23 protein-coding genes are annotated in these 23124 nt (G+C 50.8%); 6 read left to right on the top strand and 17 right to left on the bottom strand.

The features are described 5' to 3' along the window. The first annotated feature begins 129 nt into the window (after positions 1 to 129). The gene (locus HBA93_RS04010) at positions 130 to 549 is read left to right on the top strand and encodes an META domain-containing protein (protein ID WP_221722401.1); all 420 of its coding nucleotides are present in this window, start codon (positions 130 to 132) and stop codon (positions 547 to 549) included. Between the two features lie 66 nt (positions 550 to 615). Here the strand turns inward: HBA93_RS04010 and HBA93_RS04005 are convergent, their stop codons facing one another. The 6 genes from HBA93_RS04005 to HBA93_RS03980 all read right to left on the bottom strand — a co-directional run bounded on the left by HBA93_RS04005 (position 616) and on the right by HBA93_RS03980 (position 5901). Further along, positions 616 to 1140 (bottom strand): MerR family transcriptional regulator, encoded by a 525-nt coding sequence (locus HBA93_RS04005; RefSeq protein ID WP_022710774.1) that lies wholly within the window; start codon positions 1138 to 1140, stop codon positions 616 to 618. A gap of 379 nt (positions 1141 to 1519) precedes the next feature. Beyond that, positions 1520 to 1846: an integration host factor subunit alpha gene (locus HBA93_RS04000; RefSeq protein WP_022710773.1), complete on the bottom strand. Its 327-nt coding sequence runs from the start codon at positions 1844 to 1846 to the stop codon at positions 1520 to 1522. A 147-nt stretch (positions 1847 to 1993) separates the two neighbouring features. Next, positions 1994 to 2965, bottom strand: coding sequence for a beta-ketoacyl-ACP synthase III (locus HBA93_RS03995; RefSeq protein ID WP_221722400.1), 972 nt, complete (start codon positions 2963 to 2965; stop codon positions 1994 to 1996). 352 nt (positions 2966 to 3317) lie between these two features. Continuing rightward, entirely contained in the window at positions 3318 to 4394 is a 1077-nt protein-coding gene (plsX, locus tag HBA93_RS03990) for a phosphate acyltransferase PlsX (protein WP_121992771.1), read from the bottom strand. A gap of 335 nt (positions 4395 to 4729) precedes the next feature. After that, on the bottom strand, positions 4730 to 5305 hold the full coding sequence (locus HBA93_RS03985) for a DUF177 domain-containing protein (RefSeq protein WP_221722399.1): 576 nt from the start codon (positions 5303 to 5305) through the stop codon (positions 4730 to 4732). Between the two features lie 56 nt (positions 5306 to 5361). After that, the gene (locus HBA93_RS03980; RefSeq protein WP_122092922.1) at positions 5362 to 5901 is read right to left on the bottom strand and encodes a ubiquinol-cytochrome C chaperone family protein; all 540 of its coding nucleotides are present in this window, start codon (positions 5899 to 5901) and stop codon (positions 5362 to 5364) included. Between the two features lie 89 nt (positions 5902 to 5990). Between HBA93_RS03980 and HBA93_RS03975 the strand changes: the two genes are divergently transcribed. After that, on the top strand, positions 5991 to 6503 hold the full coding sequence (locus tag HBA93_RS03975) for an outer membrane protein assembly factor BamE (protein WP_075655863.1): 513 nt from the start codon (positions 5991 to 5993) through the stop codon (positions 6501 to 6503). A gap of 323 nt (positions 6504 to 6826) precedes the next feature. Here the strand turns inward: HBA93_RS03975 and HBA93_RS03970 are convergent, their stop codons facing one another. The 11 genes from HBA93_RS03970 to HBA93_RS03920 all read right to left on the bottom strand — a co-directional run bounded on the left by HBA93_RS03970 (position 6827) and on the right by HBA93_RS03920 (position 19167). Next, complete coding sequence (locus tag HBA93_RS03970) at positions 6827 to 8965, bottom strand: sodium-translocating pyrophosphatase (protein ID WP_221722398.1); 2139 nt, start codon at positions 8963 to 8965, stop codon at positions 6827 to 6829. A 443-nt stretch (positions 8966 to 9408) separates the two neighbouring features. After that, positions 9409 to 9915, bottom strand: coding sequence for a transcription antitermination factor NusB (nusB, locus tag HBA93_RS03965; RefSeq protein WP_121992774.1), 507 nt, complete (start codon positions 9913 to 9915; stop codon positions 9409 to 9411). A gap of 1 nt (position 9916) precedes the next feature. Continuing rightward, positions 9917 to 10378 carry a 6,7-dimethyl-8-ribityllumazine synthase gene (locus tag HBA93_RS03960; RefSeq protein WP_221722397.1) on the bottom strand — a complete coding sequence of 154 codons (462 nt, stop codon included), beginning with the start codon at positions 10376 to 10378 and terminating at the stop codon, positions 9917 to 9919. A gap of 415 nt (positions 10379 to 10793) precedes the next feature. After that, the gene (locus HBA93_RS03955) at positions 10794 to 11402 is read right to left on the bottom strand and encodes a riboflavin synthase (RefSeq protein ID WP_122092832.1); all 609 of its coding nucleotides are present in this window, start codon (positions 11400 to 11402) and stop codon (positions 10794 to 10796) included. A 26-nt stretch (positions 11403 to 11428) separates the two neighbouring features. Next, entirely contained in the window at positions 11429 to 12601 is a 1173-nt protein-coding gene (ribD, locus tag HBA93_RS03950; RefSeq protein WP_221722396.1) for a bifunctional diaminohydroxyphosphoribosylaminopyrimidine deaminase/5-amino-6-(5-phosphoribosylamino)uracil reductase RibD, read from the bottom strand. 219 nt (positions 12602 to 12820) lie between these two features. After that, positions 12821 to 13303, bottom strand: a complete 483-nt coding sequence (gene nrdR / locus HBA93_RS03945; protein WP_121992777.1) for a transcriptional regulator NrdR — start codon at positions 13301 to 13303, stop codon at positions 12821 to 12823. 213 nt (positions 13304 to 13516) lie between these two features. Next, on the bottom strand, positions 13517 to 14824 hold the full coding sequence (gene glyA / locus HBA93_RS03940) for a serine hydroxymethyltransferase (protein ID WP_022710481.1): 1308 nt from the start codon (positions 14822 to 14824) through the stop codon (positions 13517 to 13519). Between the two features lie 457 nt (positions 14825 to 15281). Then, a complete protein-coding gene (locus HBA93_RS03935) occupies positions 15282 to 16589 on the bottom strand; it encodes a L,D-transpeptidase family protein (RefSeq protein ID WP_122092834.1) in 1308 nt (435 codons plus the stop codon). A gap of 326 nt (positions 16590 to 16915) precedes the next feature. After that, positions 16916 to 17461 (bottom strand): hypothetical protein, encoded by a 546-nt coding sequence (locus HBA93_RS03930; protein WP_121992780.1) that lies wholly within the window; start codon positions 17459 to 17461, stop codon positions 16916 to 16918. Positions 17462 to 17640: 179 nt separating this feature from the next. Further along, positions 17641 to 18072, bottom strand: coding sequence for a DUF6163 family protein (locus HBA93_RS03925; protein ID WP_221722395.1), 432 nt, complete (start codon positions 18070 to 18072; stop codon positions 17641 to 17643). Between the two features lie 27 nt (positions 18073 to 18099). Beyond that, complete coding sequence (locus HBA93_RS03920; protein ID WP_221722440.1) at positions 18100 to 19167, bottom strand: enoyl-CoA hydratase/isomerase family protein; 1068 nt, start codon at positions 19165 to 19167, stop codon at positions 18100 to 18102. Between the two features lie 214 nt (positions 19168 to 19381). Between HBA93_RS03920 and hemB the strand changes: the two genes are divergently transcribed. The 4 genes from hemB (at position 19382) to HBA93_RS03900 (ending at position 23050) form a co-directional block, all read left to right on the top strand. Next, the gene (gene hemB, locus HBA93_RS03915) at positions 19382 to 20386 is read left to right on the top strand and encodes a porphobilinogen synthase (protein ID WP_221722394.1); all 1005 of its coding nucleotides are present in this window, start codon (positions 19382 to 19384) and stop codon (positions 20384 to 20386) included. A gap of 173 nt (positions 20387 to 20559) precedes the next feature. After that, the gene (locus HBA93_RS03910; protein ID WP_121992782.1) at positions 20560 to 21030 is read left to right on the top strand and encodes an RDD family protein; all 471 of its coding nucleotides are present in this window, start codon (positions 20560 to 20562) and stop codon (positions 21028 to 21030) included. A 316-nt stretch (positions 21031 to 21346) separates the two neighbouring features. Further along, positions 21347 to 22102, top strand: a complete 756-nt coding sequence (locus HBA93_RS03905) for an arginyltransferase (RefSeq protein WP_122092837.1) — start codon at positions 21347 to 21349, stop codon at positions 22100 to 22102. A 60-nt stretch (positions 22103 to 22162) separates the two neighbouring features. After that, a complete protein-coding gene (locus HBA93_RS03900; RefSeq protein ID WP_221722393.1) occupies positions 22163 to 23050 on the top strand; it encodes an aminoglycoside phosphotransferase family protein in 888 nt (295 codons plus the stop codon). Positions 23051 to 23124 lie beyond the last annotated feature (74 nt).

Here is a 23124-nt window from a genome sequence, read left to right as displayed (position 1 = left end):
TAAAGCATTTTGCAACCCGATATGCGCGATAAGCGTTTACTCATCACTGTATTTAAGGTGGACAAACATCAGACAGTCGGGTTCACATGCCCTTATCCGCAAGCAAATCATTTCATAACGAGGACAAATATGGCGTTCAGCTCCACCAAACTCTTTCAATCTGCTGTGATTTCTGCAGGATTAATGCTCGCAGGATTCAGTACCGCCAATGCCGCAGAATCCGGAATTTACGGCAACTGGATTACAGAGCGCATTCAGGGACATAAAGTTCATGCAAAAGTGCAGTCCACCCTTGATATTGCGCAGGATGGCAAGATTTCCGGCAGTGGCGGTTGTAACCGCTATATGGGCGGCATGGAAATTAAAGGCGATAAAGTAAAGGTGCTGCCCGTTGGTGCAACACTGATGGCCTGCCCGCCACCGATGATGCAGCAGGATTCCAAATTTCATGCTGCACTCAATCTGGTCACAAGCTGGAAAATCAGCAAAAACAAGCTGATCCTGGTTGATGCAAAAAATCGTGAAGTACTTCGCCTGAAGCGCGCCTGAGATCATAAAAACAAAAACGGGGTGGTTTGAACCACCCCGCTCTCTAAAAATAAAAATTGCCAGCCTTTACCGCACCTGATCGAGCAGGCGTTTGCATTCCAGCAAATCGAAAAGTGCTTCCTGCAACAAAGTACGGTTGTCTTTATTCAGGCGTTTGGAATCAGCACCCATCGGCCCTTCTTCATCGCCGCGCAACAGGCCGAATAATTTACGGCCGCCTGAAGACTGGCGTTGTTCTTCCGGATCATAATCATCAATCGCAGCATCCTGCGCAGCTGTTGCCTGCTTCTGACGTGTTATCGCCTCAACGGCAGCAACATCACCATTACCGAGCGCAATGATGAATTGTGCATTATTTTCACGCAGCAAACGCTGCACACCTTTGATTGTATAACCCTGATCGTAGAGCAGATGACGGATGCCCTTGAGCAGCTCCACATCCAGCGGACGGTAATAGCGGCGTCCGCCGCCGCGTTTCATCGGCTTGATCTGGGTAAAGCGCGTTTCCCAGAAACGCAGCACATGTTGCGGCAAATCCAGATCTTCCGCTACCTCACTGATCGTCTTAAACGCATCAGGACTTTTATTCATGTACTGCCCCTTTCCGGTCGTAAAGGAGTATCACTCAAACGATACACAACTTGAATGAATCACATTTCCTGCAAAAACAAGGCATTCCGCATATAAACTTATAAAAAACAGGCCTATCCCTGACAGAAAAGTCGAGAATCCGGCTTTGACCGCGGCACTTTGTTCGGCATTTACAATGATTCTTATTATCACTTACCATAATGCAAAAATCGCAGGCTGCATAATGCCTTAAGCGGAAAAGCTATCAAGGTTTAAAAATCCGTATTATTCATAGTGCAGAGACAGGTCCTCATCCTCCATGATATGTGCAGAAAGCAAAACACCGGCCACATATGCAGCCGGTGTTTCAAAATCAGAAGCCTTTAAACAAGGCAGATAATCAGGCCTTGGCCTTATTACCCTGACGGGCAAGATGCTGATCCAGAATACGCTGTTTCAACACATTTGATGCTTTAAAGGTCATAACCCGACGCGGCAGAATTGGAACTTCCTCACCGGTTTTCGGATTACGGCCAATGCGCTCATTCTTGTCGCGGACCTGAAATGTTGCAAAAGATGAAAGCTTAACAGTTTCACCATTCACAATGGCATCACAGACTTCGTCAAGAATCATTTCAACAAGCGACGCAGATTCCGTACGTGAAAGCCCTACCTTGCGATAGACAGCTTCAGCCAGATCGGCACGCGTGACAGTCTTACCCCCCATGATGAACCTACTCGGCTAGCGTTAAAGGTGATAATATCTTGTATGTGCAACAGGTTACACAGATGCAACGCCGATGGTCAAGCAGACTTTTGTACCGTATGAAACTTCTTTTCAGTCAACAAGGCATTGAAATGCTGTTTGAGCGCCCTACCAACGCAGCAAAACCGCACCCCAGGTAAAGCCGCCGCCCATTGCTTCGAGCAAAATGAGATCGCCTTTTTTGATGCGCCCGTCTTTTACAGCGGTCGCCAGAGCCAGCGGCACGGAAGCTGCTGATGTATTGCCATGCTGATCAACGGTAATCACAACTTTATGCTCGGCAATGTTCAGTTTCTTGGCAGAGGCATCAATAATGCGCTTATTGGCCTGATGCGGAACGAACCAGTCAATATCCTCAGCGCTCAGGCCGGTGGTTGCAAAAGAGGCTTCAATCACATCTGTAATCATGCCCACTGCATGCTTGAAAACTTCACGGCCTTCCATACGCAGGTGACCGACGGTCCCGGTTGTTGAAGGGCCGCCATCAACATAGAGTTTTTCTTTATGGGAACCATCAGAGCGCAGGTTGGCTGTCAGCACACCGCGATCAGAGGTCAGACCATTGCCCTCACCGGCTTCGAGAACCAGCGCACCCGCTCCGTCACCAAACAATACGCAGGTCGTGCGGTCTTTCCAGTCGAGAAGACGCGAGAATGTTTCCGCGCCTATCACCAATACGCGCTTGGCCATACCGCTCTTGATATACATATCAGCCGTTGTCACCGCATAGACGAAGCCGCTGCACACAGCCTGCATATCAAAGGCAAAGCCGTGTTTCATACCCAGTGCATTCTGAATTTCAACAGCGCTGGCCGGAAATGTATGATTGGGTGTGGAGGTCGCCAGAATAATGAGATCAATATCATCCGCTGTCAGGTCGGCATTTTCCAGAGCAGCCTGTGCGGCTTTAGTGCCGAGAGATACAGTCGTTTCATTCTCAGCAGCAATATAGCGCTGGCGGATGCCTGTACGCTGAACGATCCATTCGTCGGATGTTTCGACAACCCCTTCCAGCTCGGCATTTTTTACAACGCGTTCCGGTGTGGCTGCACCAATGCCTTTAACGACGGATCTGATCATCAGTAATTTTCCTGTCTGACATATCGGGCATCTTGTCGGGCATCTGGCGCAAAGCAAGCCATCCGACGACACCGGATACATATATTGATTTTGTGCGTGCTCGTCCGGCGAGACACTGACGTGAATTTATCGCCGGATAATTGCAATATAGTGTCAGTCATTACAAATGCCTGAACGGAAAGCAATGACTGACAGAATAAACGCTTATATGGAAATCATATAAGGCGAATTTACGATAGAGCGGCTTACGTTCAGATTACCTCACAGCACTCGCTCTAGATTCTTTAGTTGTCGCATTGTCACTGTCGTCAGGTTGATCCAATTTGACTGTGAAATGCTCTAAATTAAAGGATCAGGCCGGTTTTGCAGTTGCGTCTGCCGTATCGCCGGTCACTTCAGCATCATCAGCTTTGTAATGGCTGTAAAATGTGGTCAGATCCGCCTCGATCTTTTGCATAAGACCATTGCGCACCATGTCATAACCCACCTCAATCGCCGAACAGAAACCGTCAACATTAGCGCCGCCGTGGCTTTTAATAACCACACCGTTGAGACCGAGAAATACACCGCCATTGACCTTGTTCGGATCCATCTTTTCCCTAAGGCGATTAAATGCGCCTTTGGCAAAAATATAACCGATCCTCGCCATCCATGTACGACTCATCGCACCACGCAGATAGGCCGCAATCTGTTTGGCAGTACCTTCGGCAGTTTTCAGAGCGATATTGCCGGAAAAACCTTCCGTCACAACAACATCGACTGTGCCTTTGCCGATATCATCGCCCTCGACAAAACCGTTATATTCAAAACCCGGCAGCGGTGTTGCCTTCAAAGCAGCGCCCGCTTCCTTGATTGCATCCAGACCTTTGACTTCCTCAACACCAACATTGAGCAGACCGACAGTCGGGCGCTTAATTTCGAACAAGGCGCGTGCCATACCGGCACCCATCACCGAATAATCAATCAGCTGACGGGCATCGGCGCCAATACTCGCACCCACGTCCAGTACAATGCTTTCGCCACGCGTGGTCGGCCAGATCGCCGCAATCGCCGGACGTTCAATATTAGCCATCATACGCAGGCAGAATTTCGCCATTGCCATCAGTGCGCCGGTATTGCCTGCGGATACACAAACATCGGCTTCGCCGTTTTTCACCGCTTCAATCGCCTGCCACATCGTGGATTTGCCGCGACCATTGCGCAAAGCCTGACTAGGCTTATCGTCCATCTGCACCGCGGTTTCGCTGATATGCAGCACCGATACAGCTTTCAGTTTAGGAAATTTATCCAGAAAAGGTTCGACCTGGCCTGCTAAGCCATAAAAAACAAACCGGATGTCAGGATGACGCTCCAGTGCATTCGCCGCAGCGGGGATAACCACTTCAGGGCCAAAATCGCCCCCCATAGCGTCAATAGAAATTGTGACCACTTGATCGTCCTATACCGGTCCTCACAAAACCACACGGGTTTGCCATAAAGGCTGCCTGTCCGGCATGATTTAAATGTATATTCCGCGTCCGCAAAGCAAACGTGAATATCTTCGTCTTTTTCATCTGCGAAGTTGCAGCCCTATACAGCACTGCAACCCGCCCTGAATTTTGCAAAATAACTTTTTTGCCTGCGCACACAACTTATTTTTAATTTTGGCACGCAGACACCATTCCGCGAAACGGCAGCTCCCACAGCATGTTTTTGAATATAAAGCACTTTACAGGCTTTGACTATTCAAATCACGCGAAGCATCCGCTGTTTAAAAACAGAATCTCAGTTTTTGTCACGCAGCTTGGCCAGACCGGCAAAAGGCGAATCCGGCTTGATATCGCTTGCGGCTTCATCTTCGTCATCTTCGATGATTTCTACATATTCCGCCTCGGCTTTACGCGGATAAGGATCAATCGCCAGTTCAAAGAATTCTTCAGCCACAGCGCCAATATCAATGCGGTCACCTTCAAAGGTTTCCGGCATATCCGGACCTTCGGCATCAATCAGCATTTCACCGCTTTCATCCAGACGAATACGGGCAAGGCGGGAGTTTTCCGGCACAAAAACCGTATCCACATCTTCACTGATCGTTGCACTGATCGGCTCAAGCGTAGCAATGCAAGCCTGCACGATCTGCGCTTCGATATGACCACGCACTTTAATGCCGTCTTTCTTCCACTGCGTAATCAAAAAATCTGCTGTGAATGAATCAACCGACAGCAATTCATGATTGGCAGCCAGTAAAGCGCGCTCTTTTTCATTGGCTTCGATCTTAACGGTCATGCCCTTAGGCGGTACATGTGCCACCGGAACCGGATGGCTTAAGCCCGTATTTCCCGACCCGTTATGTTTAGTCATGATAAGTCCATTTCGTTTCAACGCCGGTCCAATAACGGCGCTTGTATTTGTAATATTTATGCAAAGCTGAAGCTTGCTTCAAGGAAGCTGCTGTCCGGCTGCTCACGCAAATGCGCGTAGACCTGCATCACATAAGCGGCCATTGCTTCACTATATTCCCATTCTTTACCGGCCTCGGTCAGGTCCGGACGCACATTACGTCCGAGAGCGACAGCCAGAGCCGCGCTGTCATTCTTATCGATTGCCTCAGCATAGCTCAGCACACGGCCATAATACATGCGCGCCAGTTTTTTCATGCGCTTCGGCACGCCCTGATCGCCGATACCAAGTTCGCGCAGGGAATGGTCGACATCTTTGAAAAACTCTTCTGCAATGTCCTGTGTCAGTTCTTTCAATGCCGGATCTTCAGATTTCAGCCGGTGCATCAGCAAAAACACATGTAATGACAGCATTTCATAGCGGCCGATCGGCGTATCGGGCACAAGAAATTCGGCATAGAAGCGTTTTTGTCGTGCTGCCGCCACGATTTTTTCATAAATCAACAGTGTAATTGCTTCATTTACTCGGGATTTGCGTCTTAATAAATTAAGAATCATCATTTAACGCCCATGCTTTTGTTGCATCCGGATGCAAGGTGGTTTACCCAAGTTCATCTGGATACGGAAGTACCGTTGGGATAATGGTTATGGAGATGTCGTCGTTGCAGCGTATTTTCGCACAAAACCGCAGCAGAAGCTTGCTCATTACAGGCGCAGCCGTGCTTTTTTCGCTCGGGCTTGCCGGTTGCAATACCGCAAGCACGCTCAATCCTTCAGAAACTTTGACTGAAGGTTACGTCCTTGATGAACAGGCGCTTGATTCTGTTCCTGTCGGTTCCAGTCGTGAGCAGGTTCTGCTGACGCTCGGCACCCCGTCAACAACTGCTACATTTGATAATGAAGTCTTCTACTATATTTCGCAGAAGCGTTATCGTGTTGCGCAGTTCATGGCGCCTAAAATCATCGACCGCCGCATTCTTGCTGTTTACTTCAACAAGGATGGCAAAGTCTCTCAGATCGCCCATTATGGTCTGCAGGATGGTAAAGTCTTCGACTTCATCTCCCGCACAACACCGACCGGCGGTAAAGATCAGAGCTTTATCGGTCAGCTCATTCAGGGCGTTGGCAAAATGCCGACCTCCCTGCCGGGTACGATCTAAAATATTTCTGCATGATTGCAGTGATGAGAACAAAAACGCCGGTGAGATATTCTCACCGGCGCTTTTCATTTCTTACTAGAGCATGTCGCGTTTAATCGAACTCACGGCGCTCTATCTCTTTGCTTTTATGCGTATCTTATCCGATCGAAGCGGGGTAAGAAAACAGTCCAGTGGACTGTTTTCCCCGCGAAGGCGGCTTCCGCTTTTCGGAATATGCTCTAGAGCGGTTTACGTCCAGATTGGATCACAGTGCTCGCTCTAGATTCTTTAATTTGCCGCATTATCACGGACGTCAAGTTGATCCAACTTGACTGTGAAATGCTCTAATGCGCCAGTACTGCAAGCAGCAGCAATGCCACAATATTGGTGATCTTGATTGCCGGATTAACCGCCGGCCCTGCCGTATCCTTATAAGGATCGCCGACAGTATCACCGGTAACCGAAGCCTTATGCGCTTCCGAGCCCTTCATATGCTTCACACCGTCTGCATCGGTGAACCCGTCTTCAAAGCTCTTCTTGGCATTATCCCATGCGCCGCCGCCGGAGGTCATGGAAATCGCCACAAACAAACCATTGACGATCACGCCGAGCAGAGAAGCACCGAGCGCCGCGAATGCGGAAGCCTTGGATCCGGAAATCAGCAGCACACCGAAATAAACCACCAATGGCGCCAGTACCGGCAACAAAGACGGAATAATCATTTCGCGGATCGCAGCTTTGGTCAGAATATCCACCGCGCGGGCATAATCCGGCCGCTCCGTACCGCTCATGATTCCCGGCTTTTCCCGGAACTGACGGCGCACTTCCTGCACCACCGATCCCGCAGCACGACCGACTGCCGTCATAGCAATACCGCCAAACAGATAGGGAATCAGACCGCCGAAGATCAGTCCTGCAACCACATAAGGGTTGGAGAGATCAAAAGAGACTGGCCCCATATCACTGAAATACGGATAGTTCTGACTGTTTGCTGCAAAGAATGCCAAATCATTGGAATAAGCTGCAAACAATACCAAGGCACCAAGACCGGCCGAGCCGATGGCATAGCCCTTAGTTACCGCCTTAGTGGTATTGCCTACCGCATCCAGCGCATCCGTTGCCTTGCGCACCTCCGGATCAAGCCCCGCCATTTCCGCAATACCACCGGCATTGTCGGTTACAGGGCCAAAGGCGTCGAGTGCTACGATCATACCGGCAATGCCGAGCATCGCTGTCACCGCAATCGCCGTGCCGAACAATCCGGCCAGCTGATAGGTGGTAATGATACCGAACACGATAACAATCGCTGGCAATGCCGTTGATTCCAGCGATACGGCCAGTCCCTGAATAACATTGGTGCCATGCCCGCTGACAGAGGCCTGCGCAATAGAATTAACCGGACGCTTATTTGTGCCGGTATAATATTCCGTAATCACCACAATCAGGCCGGTGACAATCAGACCAATCAGTCCGCAAATGAACAGGTTTGTACCGGTGATGGAAATACCGGCAACAGTACCGACCTCACCCCAGCCGATGGTCAGCGTGGTTGCTACAGCAAGCCCTGCCACAGACAGCAGACCGGTCGCAATCAGCCCCTTATACAAAGCCCCCATAATGGAATTATCCGTACCGAGCCGCACAAAGAATGTACCGGCAACGGATGTGAGAATGCAAAGCCCGCAAATAGCCAGCGGATAGAGAATGATCGTTGGCAGTAATGGTGTACCGGCAAAGAAAATCGCCGCCAGCACCATAGTCGCAACAACAGTCACCGCATAGGTCTCAAACAAATCCGCAGCCATACCGGCGCAGTCACCGACATTATCGCCGACATTATCGGCAATCGTTGCCGGATTGCGCGGGTCATCTTCGGGAATACCGGCCTCAACCTTGCCGACCAGATCGCCGCCGACATCGGCACCCTTGGTGAAAATACCACCGCCGAGACGCGCGAAGATGGAAATCAGCGAAGCACCGAAGCCAAGCGCCACCAAGGCATCAATCACCACACGGTCACCGGAGGCATAACCCATTATTGCCGTGAGCCATGTGTAATAACCGGCAACACCAAGCAGTGCCAAACCTGCCACCAGCATACCTGTGACTGCACCGGCACGGAAGGCAATCTCCAGCCCTCCTGCCAGACTCATCGAAGCCGCCTGCGCTGTGCGCACATTGGCGCGCACGGAGACATGCATCCCGATAAAGCCGGCCACGCCGGACAAAACCGCCCCGATCAGAAAGCCGAAAGCCGCATAGGCACCCAGCAACCACCATGTAATGAGAAAAACCACCGCACCGACGAAAAAGATCGTCATATACTGACGTGCAAGATAGGCTTGTGCACCCTCGCGGATTGCTCCTGCAATTTCCTGCATCCGCGCATTACCCGCATCCGATGCCAGTACCGAGCGGATTGCCCAGCCTGCATAGACCAGTGCGAGAATGCCACAAATAAGAATGAGTATGAGAACTGCCATGCGTATTCCCCTTATTCTTCGGCCTTCATAATTCCGGAATAATAACCGGATTATCTCCCGATAACGGAGGACGGCATGGAGCAAGGTACAGCAGTCATTTAAAGCGCGGAGTGCGCTTCAGAAAATGCTCACAGTCTGTTCAGACAGAAACAGAGGGCAGTTATTTCAATTCAGAGTCCGGTAGTTTGATTTACCCCACAATCCTGCTCTGATGTTTCAGTCTTCAGGATTATGTTTATTCAGCATCTGTCTGATCAGCATGCTTCAGGCTTGTCTTCCGGTATTCTGTGCGCAGGATGCGAAAGCCTGTAACAAAGGTCAAGTGCCTGTTTTAAAAACGGGAACCGAGCAAGTACCGGCAATATAAAAAGCCGGCACAATATTGTACCGGCTCTGATGGCTTTTAAATACGCCGCAGAGGTAATCACCCCTGCCAAACACCATCAACGCGGTGTTTTTCTGGTGCCGCGGCTGTCACCACGAATCTCGAATGCCAGACGATCCAGCACAGCATTGACAAGTTTCGGCTCATCTTCTGCGTAAAAAGCTTTGGCAATATCTACATATTCGGAGACGATAACAGCTGTCGGAACTTCTTTTTTCGTGCGCAATTCCCAAATACCCGCGCGTAAAATCGCACGCAGGGTCGAATCAAGGCGTGACAGCGGCCAGTCTTCGGTCAGCGACTGACGGATCATCGGATCCAGCACGCGCTGGTCGGCAACCACACCGGCAATAATGGCACGGAACCATTGCGGGTCAGCTTCCAGATACTGATCACCGTCAATATCTTTGCCAAGACGGAAATTTTCATATTCGGCAGCAATGTCCAGCACGCCTGTGCCGGTAACTTCCATCTGATACAGTGCCTGAACGGCAGCAAGGCGTGCGACGCCTCGCTTATTGGCGGTGCGCGGCGCATTCTGCGGCGTCGCATGAGGGGCGGTCATATCAGACTCCAAATTTTTTCTGTAAATCAATCATCGTCAGGGCAGCGCGCGCTGCAAAACCGCCCTTGTCTTTTTCACTGCGTTTGGCGCGGACCCAGGCCTGCTCTTCATTTTCAACAGTGAGAATGCCATTACCGATCGCAATGCTTTCCGCCACAGACAGATCTGTCAATGCGCGCGAGGATTCATTGGCAACGATTTCAAAATGATAAGTCTCGCCGCGAATGACAGTGCCAAGCGCAACATAACCATCATATTCTGTGCCACCGCCGGCTTCGGCATCGAGAGCGAAAGAGATAGCCGCAGGAACTTCAAGTGCGCCCATGACCGTCACAATATCATAAGTCGCACCGGCTTCATCCAGCGCCGCTTTGGCACCATCCAGAAGCGCGTCAGAAAGCGCATCATAAAAACGGGCTTCAACAATCAGAATATGCGGCGGATAGGCCAGATTTCCGGTCATCTCATTCTCCATAATCAGCTGCCTTTAAAGCAATTGAATCCACGACTACCAGAGCGGTTTATTTGAAACTGCCTCAGGTTAAGAACACTGCATCCTTTCCCGCAGGCGCAGGCTGCTTACGGGAACGTATATAAATCATATTCTATAGAAACCTGCGGCACTTACAATGTAAGCAGCCATACATTTTTCAATATGCTTTTTGCCCGCAACAACAGCGAGACCCTGCTGCGACAGATCGATGTCTGCACAACTGAGTTAAAGCAACGCCTGAACGGTAATAACTGCTGCTCTACAGCATTGCGGTTGAAAAGTAATCCCTGTTTGCAGCTTTTCAGTGATTTTGTCGCACGTATAAAACAAAGATGCCGCTTATGCAGATAAGCGGCATCCCGTCCGGTTGTTACAAAAAAGAGATTTATGCCTTAAACTGCGCAAGGCGGGCTGCATAACGTGCCAGCTGGTCGATCTCGATATTGATCTTGTCGCCGACCTGACGTGTGCCCCATGTGGTGACTTCCAGCGAATGGCGGATCAGCAGCACATCAAATTCATTGTCGTTGACGCCATTGACTGTCAGCGATGTGCCGTCCAGTGCCACCGAGCCCTTCTGCGCAATAAACGGTGCCAGCGCTTCCGGTGCGCGGATGGTAAAGCGCACCGCCTCACCTTCCTGCTGAATATTGATAATTTCCGCCATGGCATCAACGTGGCCGGATACAAGATGACCGCCCATTTCATCGCCAAGCTTCAGCGAACGCTCCAGATTGATTTTGCGTCCGGCTTTCCATTCGCTGATCGTGGTCAGACGCAGGGCTTCTTCCCATGCTTCCACTTCAAACCAGCAGGCATTGCTTTCAATATCCGGCAGACGGGTAACAGTCAGACACACACCCGAGCAGGCAATAGATGCACCGATCTCAATGGTTTTCGGGTCATAATGCGTATCAATACGCAGTCTTACGCCTTCATCCATCGGGCTGATTTCAGCAACTTCACCGATATCTGTAACAATGCCTGTAAACATAAGAAATCCTTCTCATTCCCTGCTTATCAAAAACCTGCTTTGCGCTTGTATTCACTCAAAACATCTGACGCAAAATGGCTCTCGCCGGTTTTGACAAAATCCGCATCAATGAAAGCCTGCAAACCCTCAACCGCCAGCGCCTGACCATCTCCGTTGGAAAGGATCGGGTTCGGGCCGTCAAAAATCATCAGCTTATCAACCAGTCCCTGAGCAAGGAAAGCCTGCGCAACGACTGCACCGCCCTCAACCATGACTGTTGCAATACCCTGCGCTGCAAGGTCATCCAGCAATTCCGGCAGAGCAATTTTTTCATCCTCGCATTCCGTCGCCAGAATGCGGCATCCGGCTTCAATCAGCTGCTGGCGTTTTGCCGGATCAGCATTATTTCTGGCGGCAATCCACAAAGGCACCTGACGCGCGGAACGCACCAGTTTGGATGTGAGCGGAATACGCAATTCGCTATCGAGAATAACGCGGATCGGCGAACGATCCTGCAGCCCCGGCAAACGGGTATTCAGAACCGGATCATCCGCTATAACCGTTCCGACACCAATCATAATCGCATCGGTCTGGGCACGGCGCATATGCACCTGCGCAATACTGACCGCACCGGTAATGGCAATCTGACCACGTCCGACGCAACCGACATAGCCGTCAACCGACAGCGCCAGTTTCAGCATCACTTCCGGACGCTTGCGGAAAGAGCGTGACAGATAACCTGCCAGTTCATCATCGCCCTGCTCGCGGCAAACATCGGTAACAACTTCCAGCCCTGCATCGCGCAAAATCTGATAACCACGACCTGCAACACGCGGATCAGGATCGCTGCTCGAAGCAACCACACGCCTGATACCTGCAGTGACCAGAGCGGATGCGCAAGGCGGTGTATGGCCGTGATGGGCGCAAGGCTCCAGCGTGACATAGGCGGTAGCGCCCTTTGCCAGTTCTCCGGCTTCAGCCAGCGCCTGTGTTTCTGCATGCGGACGTCCGCCTTCAGCCGTCACACCACGCCCGACAATCACCGGCCCGTGGCCGTTATCCGCTACAATCAGCGTCGCCACAGAAGGATTGGTTCCCGTAATACCAAGATGGCGGCGTGAATAGCGGATTGCAGCCGCCATAAAGCGCTTATCAAGCTCCGATGCACTTCCCTCGCCAGAATGGGTCTGACGGGCTGTCGCGTTCTGAGGTTCATTCATATGCCAAATTCCAGTACGGAGTGTTTTGTACCGCCTGCCTTTAAGCAAAACAGATTCAAAACCTATTTACTTTAACACGCATCTGACCCGAAATAATTTTCAGTTGCCAAGATGCATTCAGTTCACAAGAGGCATCAGGTTCAACGAACATCCATGCCTCAAATTCTTATTTAAAAGCAGAAATCTGCCAACAGATAGAGTGTATTACGCACTCTGACCTTACTCTTCATTATCTGCCGGTGCAGCATTTTCCGGATGGCCAAGCTCATCAATGACATTGTGGAAGTCTTTGGCAACACTGAAATTGCGATAAACGGAAGCGAAACGGATATAGGCAATGTCGTCCACGCCCTTCAGTGCTTCCATCGCCAGACGGCCGATCTCTTCCGACGGAATTTCAACCTCGCCGGAACTTTCCAGCTGGCGCACAATACCAGAAACAGCGCGTTCCACGCGGTCACTGTCCACCTCGCGCTTGCGCAGCGCAACCTGCACTGAGTGCATCAGTTTATCGCGGTCGAAAGGCACACGGCGGCCGCTTTTCTTGACCACCATCAGTTCGCGCAATTGTACGCGCTCAAATGTCGTGAACCTGCCGCCACATACAGAACAGACGCGACGTCTGCGGATGACCGAACCGTCTTCCGCCGGACGGGAATCTTTGACCTGCGTATCTTCAGACTGACAAAACGGACAGCGCATGGCTAAACTCTCAACTTGTTACCGCGCCTTGCAGCACGGCAGCCATTCCAGCCTGACAGGTTGTAAACGACTATAATTCACTCAGATTGAAATTATCTAAAGCAGATAGGCTGCTTTGTCATCAGCTATGTCCGGCAAGCTGCACAGACAAAAACGCCGCGTAACACTTATGTGATACGCGGCGTCTGAAATTACAACATAGTCACAACCGGCTTAGCCCAGATAGCCATACATCGGGAAGCCTTCGGTCAGCTCCACAACTTTCTTCTGAACAGCCTGTTCAACAGCTGCATTGCCTTCATCGGAATTGGCAGCTTTAAGACCGTCGAGCACTTCAGTGATCATATCACCAATCTGTTCGAATTCCTTGATACCGAAGCCGCGGGTTGTACCGGCCGGCGTGCCGAGGCGGATACCGGAAGTCACAAAAGGCTTCTCAGGATCGAACGGAATACCGTTTTTGTTGGTGGTGATATTGGCACGGCCCAACGCTGCTTCAGCGCGCTTGCCGGTCGCATTTTTCGGACGCAGGTCAACCAGCATCAGATGGTTGTCGGTGCCGCCGGAAACGATATCTAGACCATTTTTCTTCAGGTTCTCTGCCAGAGCCTTGGCATTTGCCACAACATTCTGCGCATAGAGCTTGAATTCAGGCTGCAGTGCTTCGGCCAGTGCAACCGCTTTACCGGCAATCACGTGCATCAGCGGGCCGCCCTGAAGACCCGGGAATACAGCCGAATTGAACTTCTTGGCCAGATCACCGTCATTGGTCATGATCATACCACCGCGCGGACCGCGCAGGGATTTGTGGGTGGTGGTGGTGCAGACATGAGCATGCGGCACTGGTGACGGATGAACACCGGCAGCAACCAGACCGGCAATATGCGCCATATCCACCATCAGATATGCACCGACTTCATCGGCGATTTCACGGAAACGCTTCCAGTCCCAGATGCGGGAATAGGCAGTACCACCAGCCAAAATCAGCTTAGGCTTATGTTCGCGGGCAAGACGTGCCACTTCATCCATATCCAGCAGGTGGTCATCTTCACGCACACCATAGGATACGACATTGAACCATTTACCGGACATATTGACCGGAGAGCCGTGGGTCAGGTGACCACCGGAATTCAAATCCAGACCCATGAATGTATCGCCTGGCTGCAACAGCGCGAGGAATACAGCCTGATTCATCTGGCTGCCGGAATTTGGCTGCACGTTGACGAATTCTGCACCGAACAGTTTCTTCGCACGTTCAATCGCCAGTTCTTCAACGATATCAACATACTGGCAGCCGCCATAATAACGCTTACCCGGATAACCTTCGGCATATTTGTTGGTGAGGATTGAACCCTGAGCTTCAAGCACTGCGCGGGAAACGATATTTTCCGATGCAATCAGCTCGATTTCGTGACGCTGACGGCCAAGCTCCTTGCGGATTGCGCCGAAAATTTCAGCATCCGCTTCTTCAAGACCCTTATTAAAGAATGCTTCGAGAGAAGCACTGTTCGCCTGCGACATATCCTATTCCTTCCGGTTCCCAGTCAAATTCCCAGTCAAAAGTCAATCAGACACCACTCCCGCCGCCTGTTTGCGACGGTCATGGAATTCCTCGCTATTTTTTGACGCGTATCTTATCCGAAAACCGGCTCCCGCTTTTCGGGATACGCTCAATGTCTGTCCGCATATCAAAATGCAGAACAAAAAGCACGTAAATTCAATGTTGTTTACGGGTTAACTCACTCCTGTGTCGGGTGGCAATATCACACTTGTAACACCTGCTCCATGGCCAGCAGGCGATATGCCATGACGTAAAACGGCTAAAGTCCCATTTATATCGTTTAAATACAAAAAAAGCCGCCCGAAGGCGGCTTTAAATTCAGACGAGTATTAAGGGATCATGTATTCTGCCTGGTCATCCGGCTGGTACATTTTTTGGAACTGCACCAGCATTATTGCGACCTCAGGCTGTGCAAGATCAGATAGCGGTACCGATAGCCAGTTCCGAAGCGCCGTCCATCTTGTAAATATCATCGCGGAACTGCGGAATACCGTCACCGGTAGACCATGCGGAAATATAGACAAAATACAGAGCCACAGGGTCAGCCACCTGAATCGGATTATTCTGACCGCTCTTAATTGTGTCTTCGATGGTCTGACGATCCCATCCCCCGGTGTTTTTCAACAGCCACACATCCAGATCGCGGATATTCTGCACACGAATACAGCCTGACGAGTCGAAACGCATCAGATTGTTGAAAGTGCCTTTCTGCGGTGTGTCATGCATATAAACAGCATGGCTGTTATGGAAGTTGATCTTGGTCGAAGCCATGGCATTGATCTTGCCAGGATCCTGACGGAACATCAGCTTCACTGCATCTTCCGTGTTCCAGTCAACGGTTTCCGGCGGAACTTCCTGTCCCTGACCATTATAAAGGCGGATCTTGTTCTTGGTCAGATATTGCGGATCTTTACGCATCAAAGGAATGATATCCTTGCGGATGATCGACTTTGGCGCTGTCCAGTATGGATTGAGGATCACTTCATGGATTTTTGAAGTCAGGATCGGTGTCTGGCGGTCGATCTTACCGACAACTGCGGTATGGCGCTGTACTACGCGGCCATTTTCAATCGCCTCGATCTGTGCTGCCGGAATATTGACCATGACAAAACGTGTCTGATCGACATTAGCCAGCGAGCCAAGACGCTGCAGATTAGTATTCAACTGACCAAGACGGACATCGGCGCTGACATTGAGCGCCTTATAGGTCACATCGCCCATCACGCCGTCAGCAGGCAGACCGTGGCGCGCCTGAAAGCGCTTTACGGCCGCATCCACATAAGTATCAAAAGAATTGGAAGCACCGATGCCCTGAGGCAGATCACCGGAGATCATCAGGCGCTGACGCAGGATCGGCACAACCTGACTTTTCATGCCGAGACGCAGGCGCTCATTGCCCGGCACAACCGGCCAGCCGCCATTGGCAACAATATTATTATACTGATTGATCGCTTCGCTGATATAATTCAGCGTCTGCGGGCTCATAATCGGCTGATTGGTGGCGATGGCTTTGGCACCGCCGGTGCCGCGTGCATCGAATGTATCGTTCCAGTTACCGCGACGGCCGGATGACAGCACATCATTCAGGCCGACAGCCTGAGCAAGTGCCGCAGAAGAAACTGCCGGCACCGACAAAGCAGCCAGTCCCAGACCGGCAGCGCCCCGCAAAAACAAACGGCGGTCAAGCGCCTTGGTTGTTTTGCTGTCTTTTACATTATGCTTCATTCTTTGATCCTCAATCCGCCGTAACGTGGCACACCGGAATAGCTGGCCGCATGAGACAGTCCCGCTTTTCGGGATGCGCTCAACTTCAACTCTGGAACTAAAACAAACCCGAATAGCAGTATAACTGACTAAACCTGCATCCGTTGCTGATACACAAACATCCTGCCGGACTTAACCGCTATAAACAGTTTTGTGGCTTAAACATGTCTGCACCTATTCCGGCAAGTCATAGCATTCATCACAAACTGAAAATTATTATTACAAGATAAGCTTAATAAGTGAATGTGGCCATTTCGCAACGATCAGAACTGTCAGGATTGCCAGTGTTACTGCTCAATAGCTCTGCCATGCATGTGACTGAATTTTTGCAATCGCCTCAAAGAGTTATGCATAGAAGCCAAACGCGCAGCATCCGGCACTTCCCTGCCCGATGTCTCCAGAAACACATAAGTATAGAGCTCATAGAGGCCGTCTGCCACTGCCTGTCCTTTTTCTGTGAGCTCAAGAACAGCCAGATCCGCTCCGCCTGCCGCAGTCTCATCCGCACCGGAGGTCGCATAACCTTGTGCAAACAGACTTGCCAGCATCACCACTGATTGCGATGTGACAGGCTCAACCATACGGTAAAGCTGGACGGTATCACGCAGACCAAGACTGATACAAAACAGCATCAATGCCTGTTCGGCATTCAGCGGATAATCCTGCCGACCGGAAAAAGCATCGTCAAAAAATGCCAGAACCCGCTTATAATGCCGGTTCAGCTGCCGCTCAACCTCCAGACACAGAACCTGCAAGCCTGTTCCTTCAGCAGAACGGGAACCTGCATATCCGGCACCGGATAATGATGTCTGAAACGGCTCTTGCGTTTGCATGCAGCTTGTCTCCGCTTTTCCAAAGCACAAGATCAGCCCGCCGCCTCCGAATGCGAAGCGCGCAGAAAACTGAAATTTGCCTGAGGAGACTTTAAGAAACAGCGGTGAAATTCGGCTTAAGCCACAGGGCTAACAAGTGGTTAACAACCGGCTTTCTCAATCCGGTCATTACCCATGTTTTAATGAACAGGCGCTGCCAGTGCACGTTTGCCTTGCAAAAACAGGCCGATACGAAAAGCGACATAGATCAGCAGAAACGCAATATTGACCGCCGCCAGTGCCGGAAAATATTCAAAAAAACGTGCAAAAACTGTGTAAATCAAGGCCTGAGCCACAGCAGTAATCACCCACAACACTGCCCCCCATGAGGCACGAATCCACAACCCCGTCGCAACAATCGGCAGCGCAATCGCGAGACTCACACAAACTGTCTGCCATTGCCACGGCATCAGATCGAAACGCCATAACAGCCCCGGATAAAGACCGATCAGCCGCAGCCAGTAATAAACACCGCCGACAAGACAAACCAACGCGACAAACCGGATAAACAGAATGAACCAGCTATGCAGGGCTGAATCTCCCGTGCGCAATCTCAGCTGATCATCCATCATGCGGCTCATTACCCTTGTTTATTGTCTTTAAGCGTTAAAAAAGTCCGGCAATTGCACCTGCGCCAATGTTGCAGGTTTCCATACCGGATTACCGGTCTTGTCGATCAGAACAGCGCCGACACCGGCATAGAAATCATGCCCTTGCAGCAGAATCTCTGCCAGAGCGTACTCTATTTGCATCTGCCTATCCAAGCGCGCGCTGTAACTCAGCTCTCTGTTTGCACGAATAAATGCTTCGGCATCCTGAAAAAGTGTAAAAATCGCCTTCAGACTGGTTGGTGAACGTTTACCCAGCAGTTCCGCAATGGCTGCGGCCTTCTCACTACCCGCCTCTCCTGCTGTTGAGAATTGTGCCAGAACCTGTTCCACACTCTCCGCCGTACAGCATCGGGCAATCAGCCCCCTGTCCTGTTCCGGCATTTCCCAGTCCGGCACATCAGATTGCATAGACAAGAGTATATCATCCGGTTGTTCACCGCCGATCAGCCGCGCACGCAACTCCGCCAACTGTTCGGCCTTCAAAGCGTGAGTGGCAATCCCGCTCTGCAAACAATCTCCCCAGCGGATCGCCGAGCCGGTTAAGCCGAGATAAAAGCCGAACTTGTCCGGCAAGGCAGGTAAAAACGCACTGCCGCCGACATCGGTGAAAAAACCGATCCCGCTTTCCGGCATGGCAAACAGCGTATTCTCCGTCACAATCCGGTGTGAGCCATGGACGGATATTCCGGCACCGCCCCCCATGGTAATGCCGTCAAGCAAAGCAATATAAGGTTTTTTATAGGAGCCGATGAGGCGGTTGAGGCGATATTCATCCTGGAAGAAATCATAAGCAGGCGCACCGTTTCTGCCTGCATGATAGGCAGCCACAACATCACCACCGGCACAAAATGCACGCCCTTCGCCTTCAACGATCACAGTTTTCACCTGAGGATCATCGGCCCAATGCAGCAAGGCGCGCTCCATTGCCTGCACCATTTTGTGTGTCAGGGCATTCAGCGCTTTCGGACGGGTCAGCCGGATCAGTCCTGCAGAACCTTGCATAGTAAAAGCAACTTCATCATCGCCGCCGAAATTTTCCTTGAAATCAGATATCATCACGCCGCTTCCTCCGCTCTGATGCACCTTATTCATTGATTTTCCTTTCCCGCATTGAGCATGATTCATAAGTGAGTAAAGCAAGCGCGGCAATGTTTCACACCTCAAAAATTGTTTTTATCAAGCTGTAACCACGATTTGGGTGTTAAGGCTCCCTCATCGAAGTCTGCGCTGCAGGAAATTGCAGCTTCATGGGCCGAAATACGGAAAAGACATGATGCGTAACATTGATGAGATCACCCAAAGCCGCCGCTTGCGCCGTACGCGCCGTACCGACTGGTCACGCCGTATGGTTCAGGAAAACAGTTTAAGCATCAATGATCTGATCTGGCCGTTTTTTGTCTGTGAGGGCAGCAATGTCACCTCGCCGATTGCCGCAATGCCGGGTGTTCATCGTTACTCCGTGGATATGGCTGTGCGTCAGGCAGAAAAAGCTGCGAAACTTGGTATTCCGGCCATCGCACCTTTCCCGAATGAACCGGCGCACATTAAAACGCAGGACGGCTCTTATATTGCCGATCCTGACAATCTCATCAATTCGGTGACCCGTGCGATCAAAAAGGAAGTTCCTGAAATCGGCATTATTACCGATGCTGCGCTCGATCCTTTCACCACGGACGGCCATGACGGAATTTTACGCGACGGTATTATACTCAATGATGAATCCGTTGAGATGGTTGTGCGCGGTGCGCTGGCACAAGCTGAAGCCGGTGCGGATATTATCGCCCCTTCCGATATGATGGATGGCCGTATCGGCGCAATCCGCGATGCACTGGATGCCAATGGTTTCCAACATCTGCCGATTATGTCCTACGCGACCAAATTCGCCTCTGCATTCTATGGCCCTTATCGTGAAGCAATCGGCACGGCAGGTGTGCTCAAAGGTGACAAGAAAACCTATTATCTTGATCCGGCCAATACGGATGAAGCGCTGCGCGAAGCCGAGCAGGATGTGCTGGAAGGCGCGGATATGCTGATGGTCAAGCCGGGCCTGCCTTATCTCGATATTATCCACCGTATCAAAAGCCAGTTTGCCCTGCCGACCTTCGCCTATCAGGTCTCCGGTGAATATGCGATGATCAAAGCTGCCGGTCAGAATGGCTGGATCGACGAAGAGAAAGTGATGCTGGAAAGCCTGCTGGCATTCAAACGCGCCGGTTGCGACGGTATTCTCACTTATTTCGCTCTGGAAGTGGCTGAGAAACTCAAAAACGCCTGATCCCGTCTATGTTTTTATAAAAGCGCATTCAGCCTCAGGCAAAATGTGCTTTTTATTTCGTATTGCATTCAGAAGGCTTACCGGCAGAGGGCTTACCGGCGGGCAATCTTGAAATCGGTACTGCGGCTTCCTATCTCCCTGATTGTAAGTTTAAAAGGAGAAACCATAAGCCGATGAATGACCGAACAATCCATAATGATATTGTTCTGCCGCGTTTTGAAGACCGCCGCCTGTATGAAGGTGTGCGCACCAGACGTGTATTCGCCTTTGCGATCGACTATTTCATTGTGCTTTTGCTGTGTATCCCTGTCGCGATCGTCATCGCTTTTCTGGGTATTCTGACCCTGGGTCTGGGTTGGATGCTCTATGGCATCCTGCTGCCGCTGGTGGCGCTGCCTTATGTATATTTTACAGTCGGCGGACGTAATAAAGCCACCACAGGTATGCGGATGATGGGTATTCGCATCGAGCGTATGGACGGCCATCAGGTCGACGGTCTGTTTGCAGTGGTTCACTCGGTCTTGTTCTGGGCTTCCTGCGCAGTGCTCACCCCGTTGATCCTGCTGGCAACTCTGTTTCTGGATTACAAACGCGGCGTACATGATATGCTGCTCGGCGCGGTGATTGTCCGTACCAATCCGTAACAAGATGACAAGCTGAACGTGAACAGCGCGGGTATCTCCGCGCTGTTTTCTTTACCAGCTTTTTTATCGCCCTTTATGCGCTATGAAATGCGACAAACTAAAGAATCTAGAGCGAGTGCTGTGATCCAATCTGGATGTAACCCGCTCTAGAGCGAGTTTTGTGCGCCCAACGGTGCGCCCCGCGCGCTCAATCACAAAAGCGGGATTTTACATATCTTCGTTTTCAATTATTATTAACCACTCTGCAGGCCTTTAACTGCACAATTACAGACGGGAATTTTACAATTCGTCTTTATTGCGTTTTGACAGGCGAAACATGACACAACATCAACCGCAACCGCAGCAATTTTATCTCACCGCCCCGTCTGAATGTCCGTATCTGGACAATCGCGCAGAGCGGAAGGTTTTTACACATCTGGTTGGCAGCCGTGCGCCGGAACTCAATGATCTGCTGACACAGGCCGGTTTCCGGCGTTCGCAAAATATCGCCTATCGCCCCGCCTGTGAAAGCTGCAATGCCTGCGTGTCCGTGCGAATTCTCGCCGGTGAATTTCAGATGACGCGCTCCATGCGCCGCATCTGGAAACGTAATCAGGATCTCATCGGCTTTGCCAATAAAGCTGAGCCGAGTTCCGAGCAATATTCCCTTTTCCATGATTATCTTAATCACCGTCATCATAATGGCGGCATGTCGGAAATGTCCGTGCTTGATTATGCGATGATGGTTGAGGACAGCCATGTGAACACGCAGATCATCGAATATCGTATGCGTGGCGCTGATACGATGATTACAGGCAAAGGCGAAGGTCCGCTGATTGCTGCCGCCCTCACCGATGTGATGGGCGACGGCGTGTCGATGGTCTATTCGTTCTTCAATCCGGAACTGGCTGACCGCTCACTCGGTACCTATATTATTCTCGACCATATTATGCGCTGCAATGCGCTTGGCCTGCCGCATGTTTATTTGGGCTACTGGGTCAACGGTTCTGAAAAGATGCATTATAAAACCCGCTTCAAACCGCAGGAGCATCTCACAACCAATGGATGGCTGCGTACGGAAATTGCGGAATAACGGATTTTATCATTATATCAGTTCCGCAACTGACAATAACCGGACAAAGCAAAACCTGTTATGCATGCCAATAAGATTAAAACCGATCTGACGCTAATACAGCGCTTGATTGCCTCCCAGTTTCCGCAATGGCAAAATTTACCGCTGAAAGAAGTTTTCAGCGCGGGTACCGATAATTCCATGTACAGGCTTGGTGATGATCTGGTTGTCCGCCTTCCGCAACGTCCGGAAGCAGCAGTGCAGATTCTTAAAGAACAGCGCTGGCTACCTGTCATTGCTCCGCATCTGCATTGTGAAATTCCACTGCCATTGGCCAATGGTGTACCTGCCACAGATTTCCCTTATCCATGGTCAGTCTGTCAGTGGCGTGAAGGTAAGAATGCCATAGAAGCTACAGTTTCTGATTTTCATCAGGCGGCCGTAACATTGGCATGCTTCATCAATGATTTGCAGTCTTTGAATGCAACAGACGGCCCTGTTCCGGGCGAACATAATTTTTATCGTGGTGTTCCGCTACAAAACAGAAATGAGCAATATCTTACAGCGCTTGACCAGATACATGACATGATCAACACCAAAGCCGCTCTCTCTCTTTGGCAACAAGCACTGAAAGCAGACGAATGGAGATATGCGCCTGTCTGGATCCACGGCGACATTCACGCAGGCAATCTGCTGGTTCGCAATGGGCGTATCAGCGCGGTCATTGATTTTGGCGGCCTCGGCGTTGGTGATCCCGCATGTGATATGATGGTTGCCTGGAATTTTCTGACCACTGACAGCCGTGCGGTTTTCCGTGAGGCCGTCAAAGCTGACGATGCTGCGTGGAAACGAGCTCAAGGCTGGGCACTATCCATGGCCGTGATCGCCCTGCCATATTATCGAAATACCAATCCGCAGGTTGTCCGGTCTTCACTCAACACAATTGAGCAATTGCTTGCCGATCTATAAAAGCCCTCTTGCCAAGACACCCGTCTCCTCAAAAGGGCTTTTATCTTTTAAAATTATAAAACCATTTCAGTATA

Source organism: Ochrobactrum sp. SFR4, assembly GCF_019730395.1.
In the GTDB taxonomy this organism is placed as follows: Bacteria; Pseudomonadota; Alphaproteobacteria; order Rhizobiales; family Rhizobiaceae; genus Pseudochrobactrum.
Note: the sequence above shows the minus strand (reverse complement) of the source record. Positions and strands in the feature narration are given on the sequence as shown.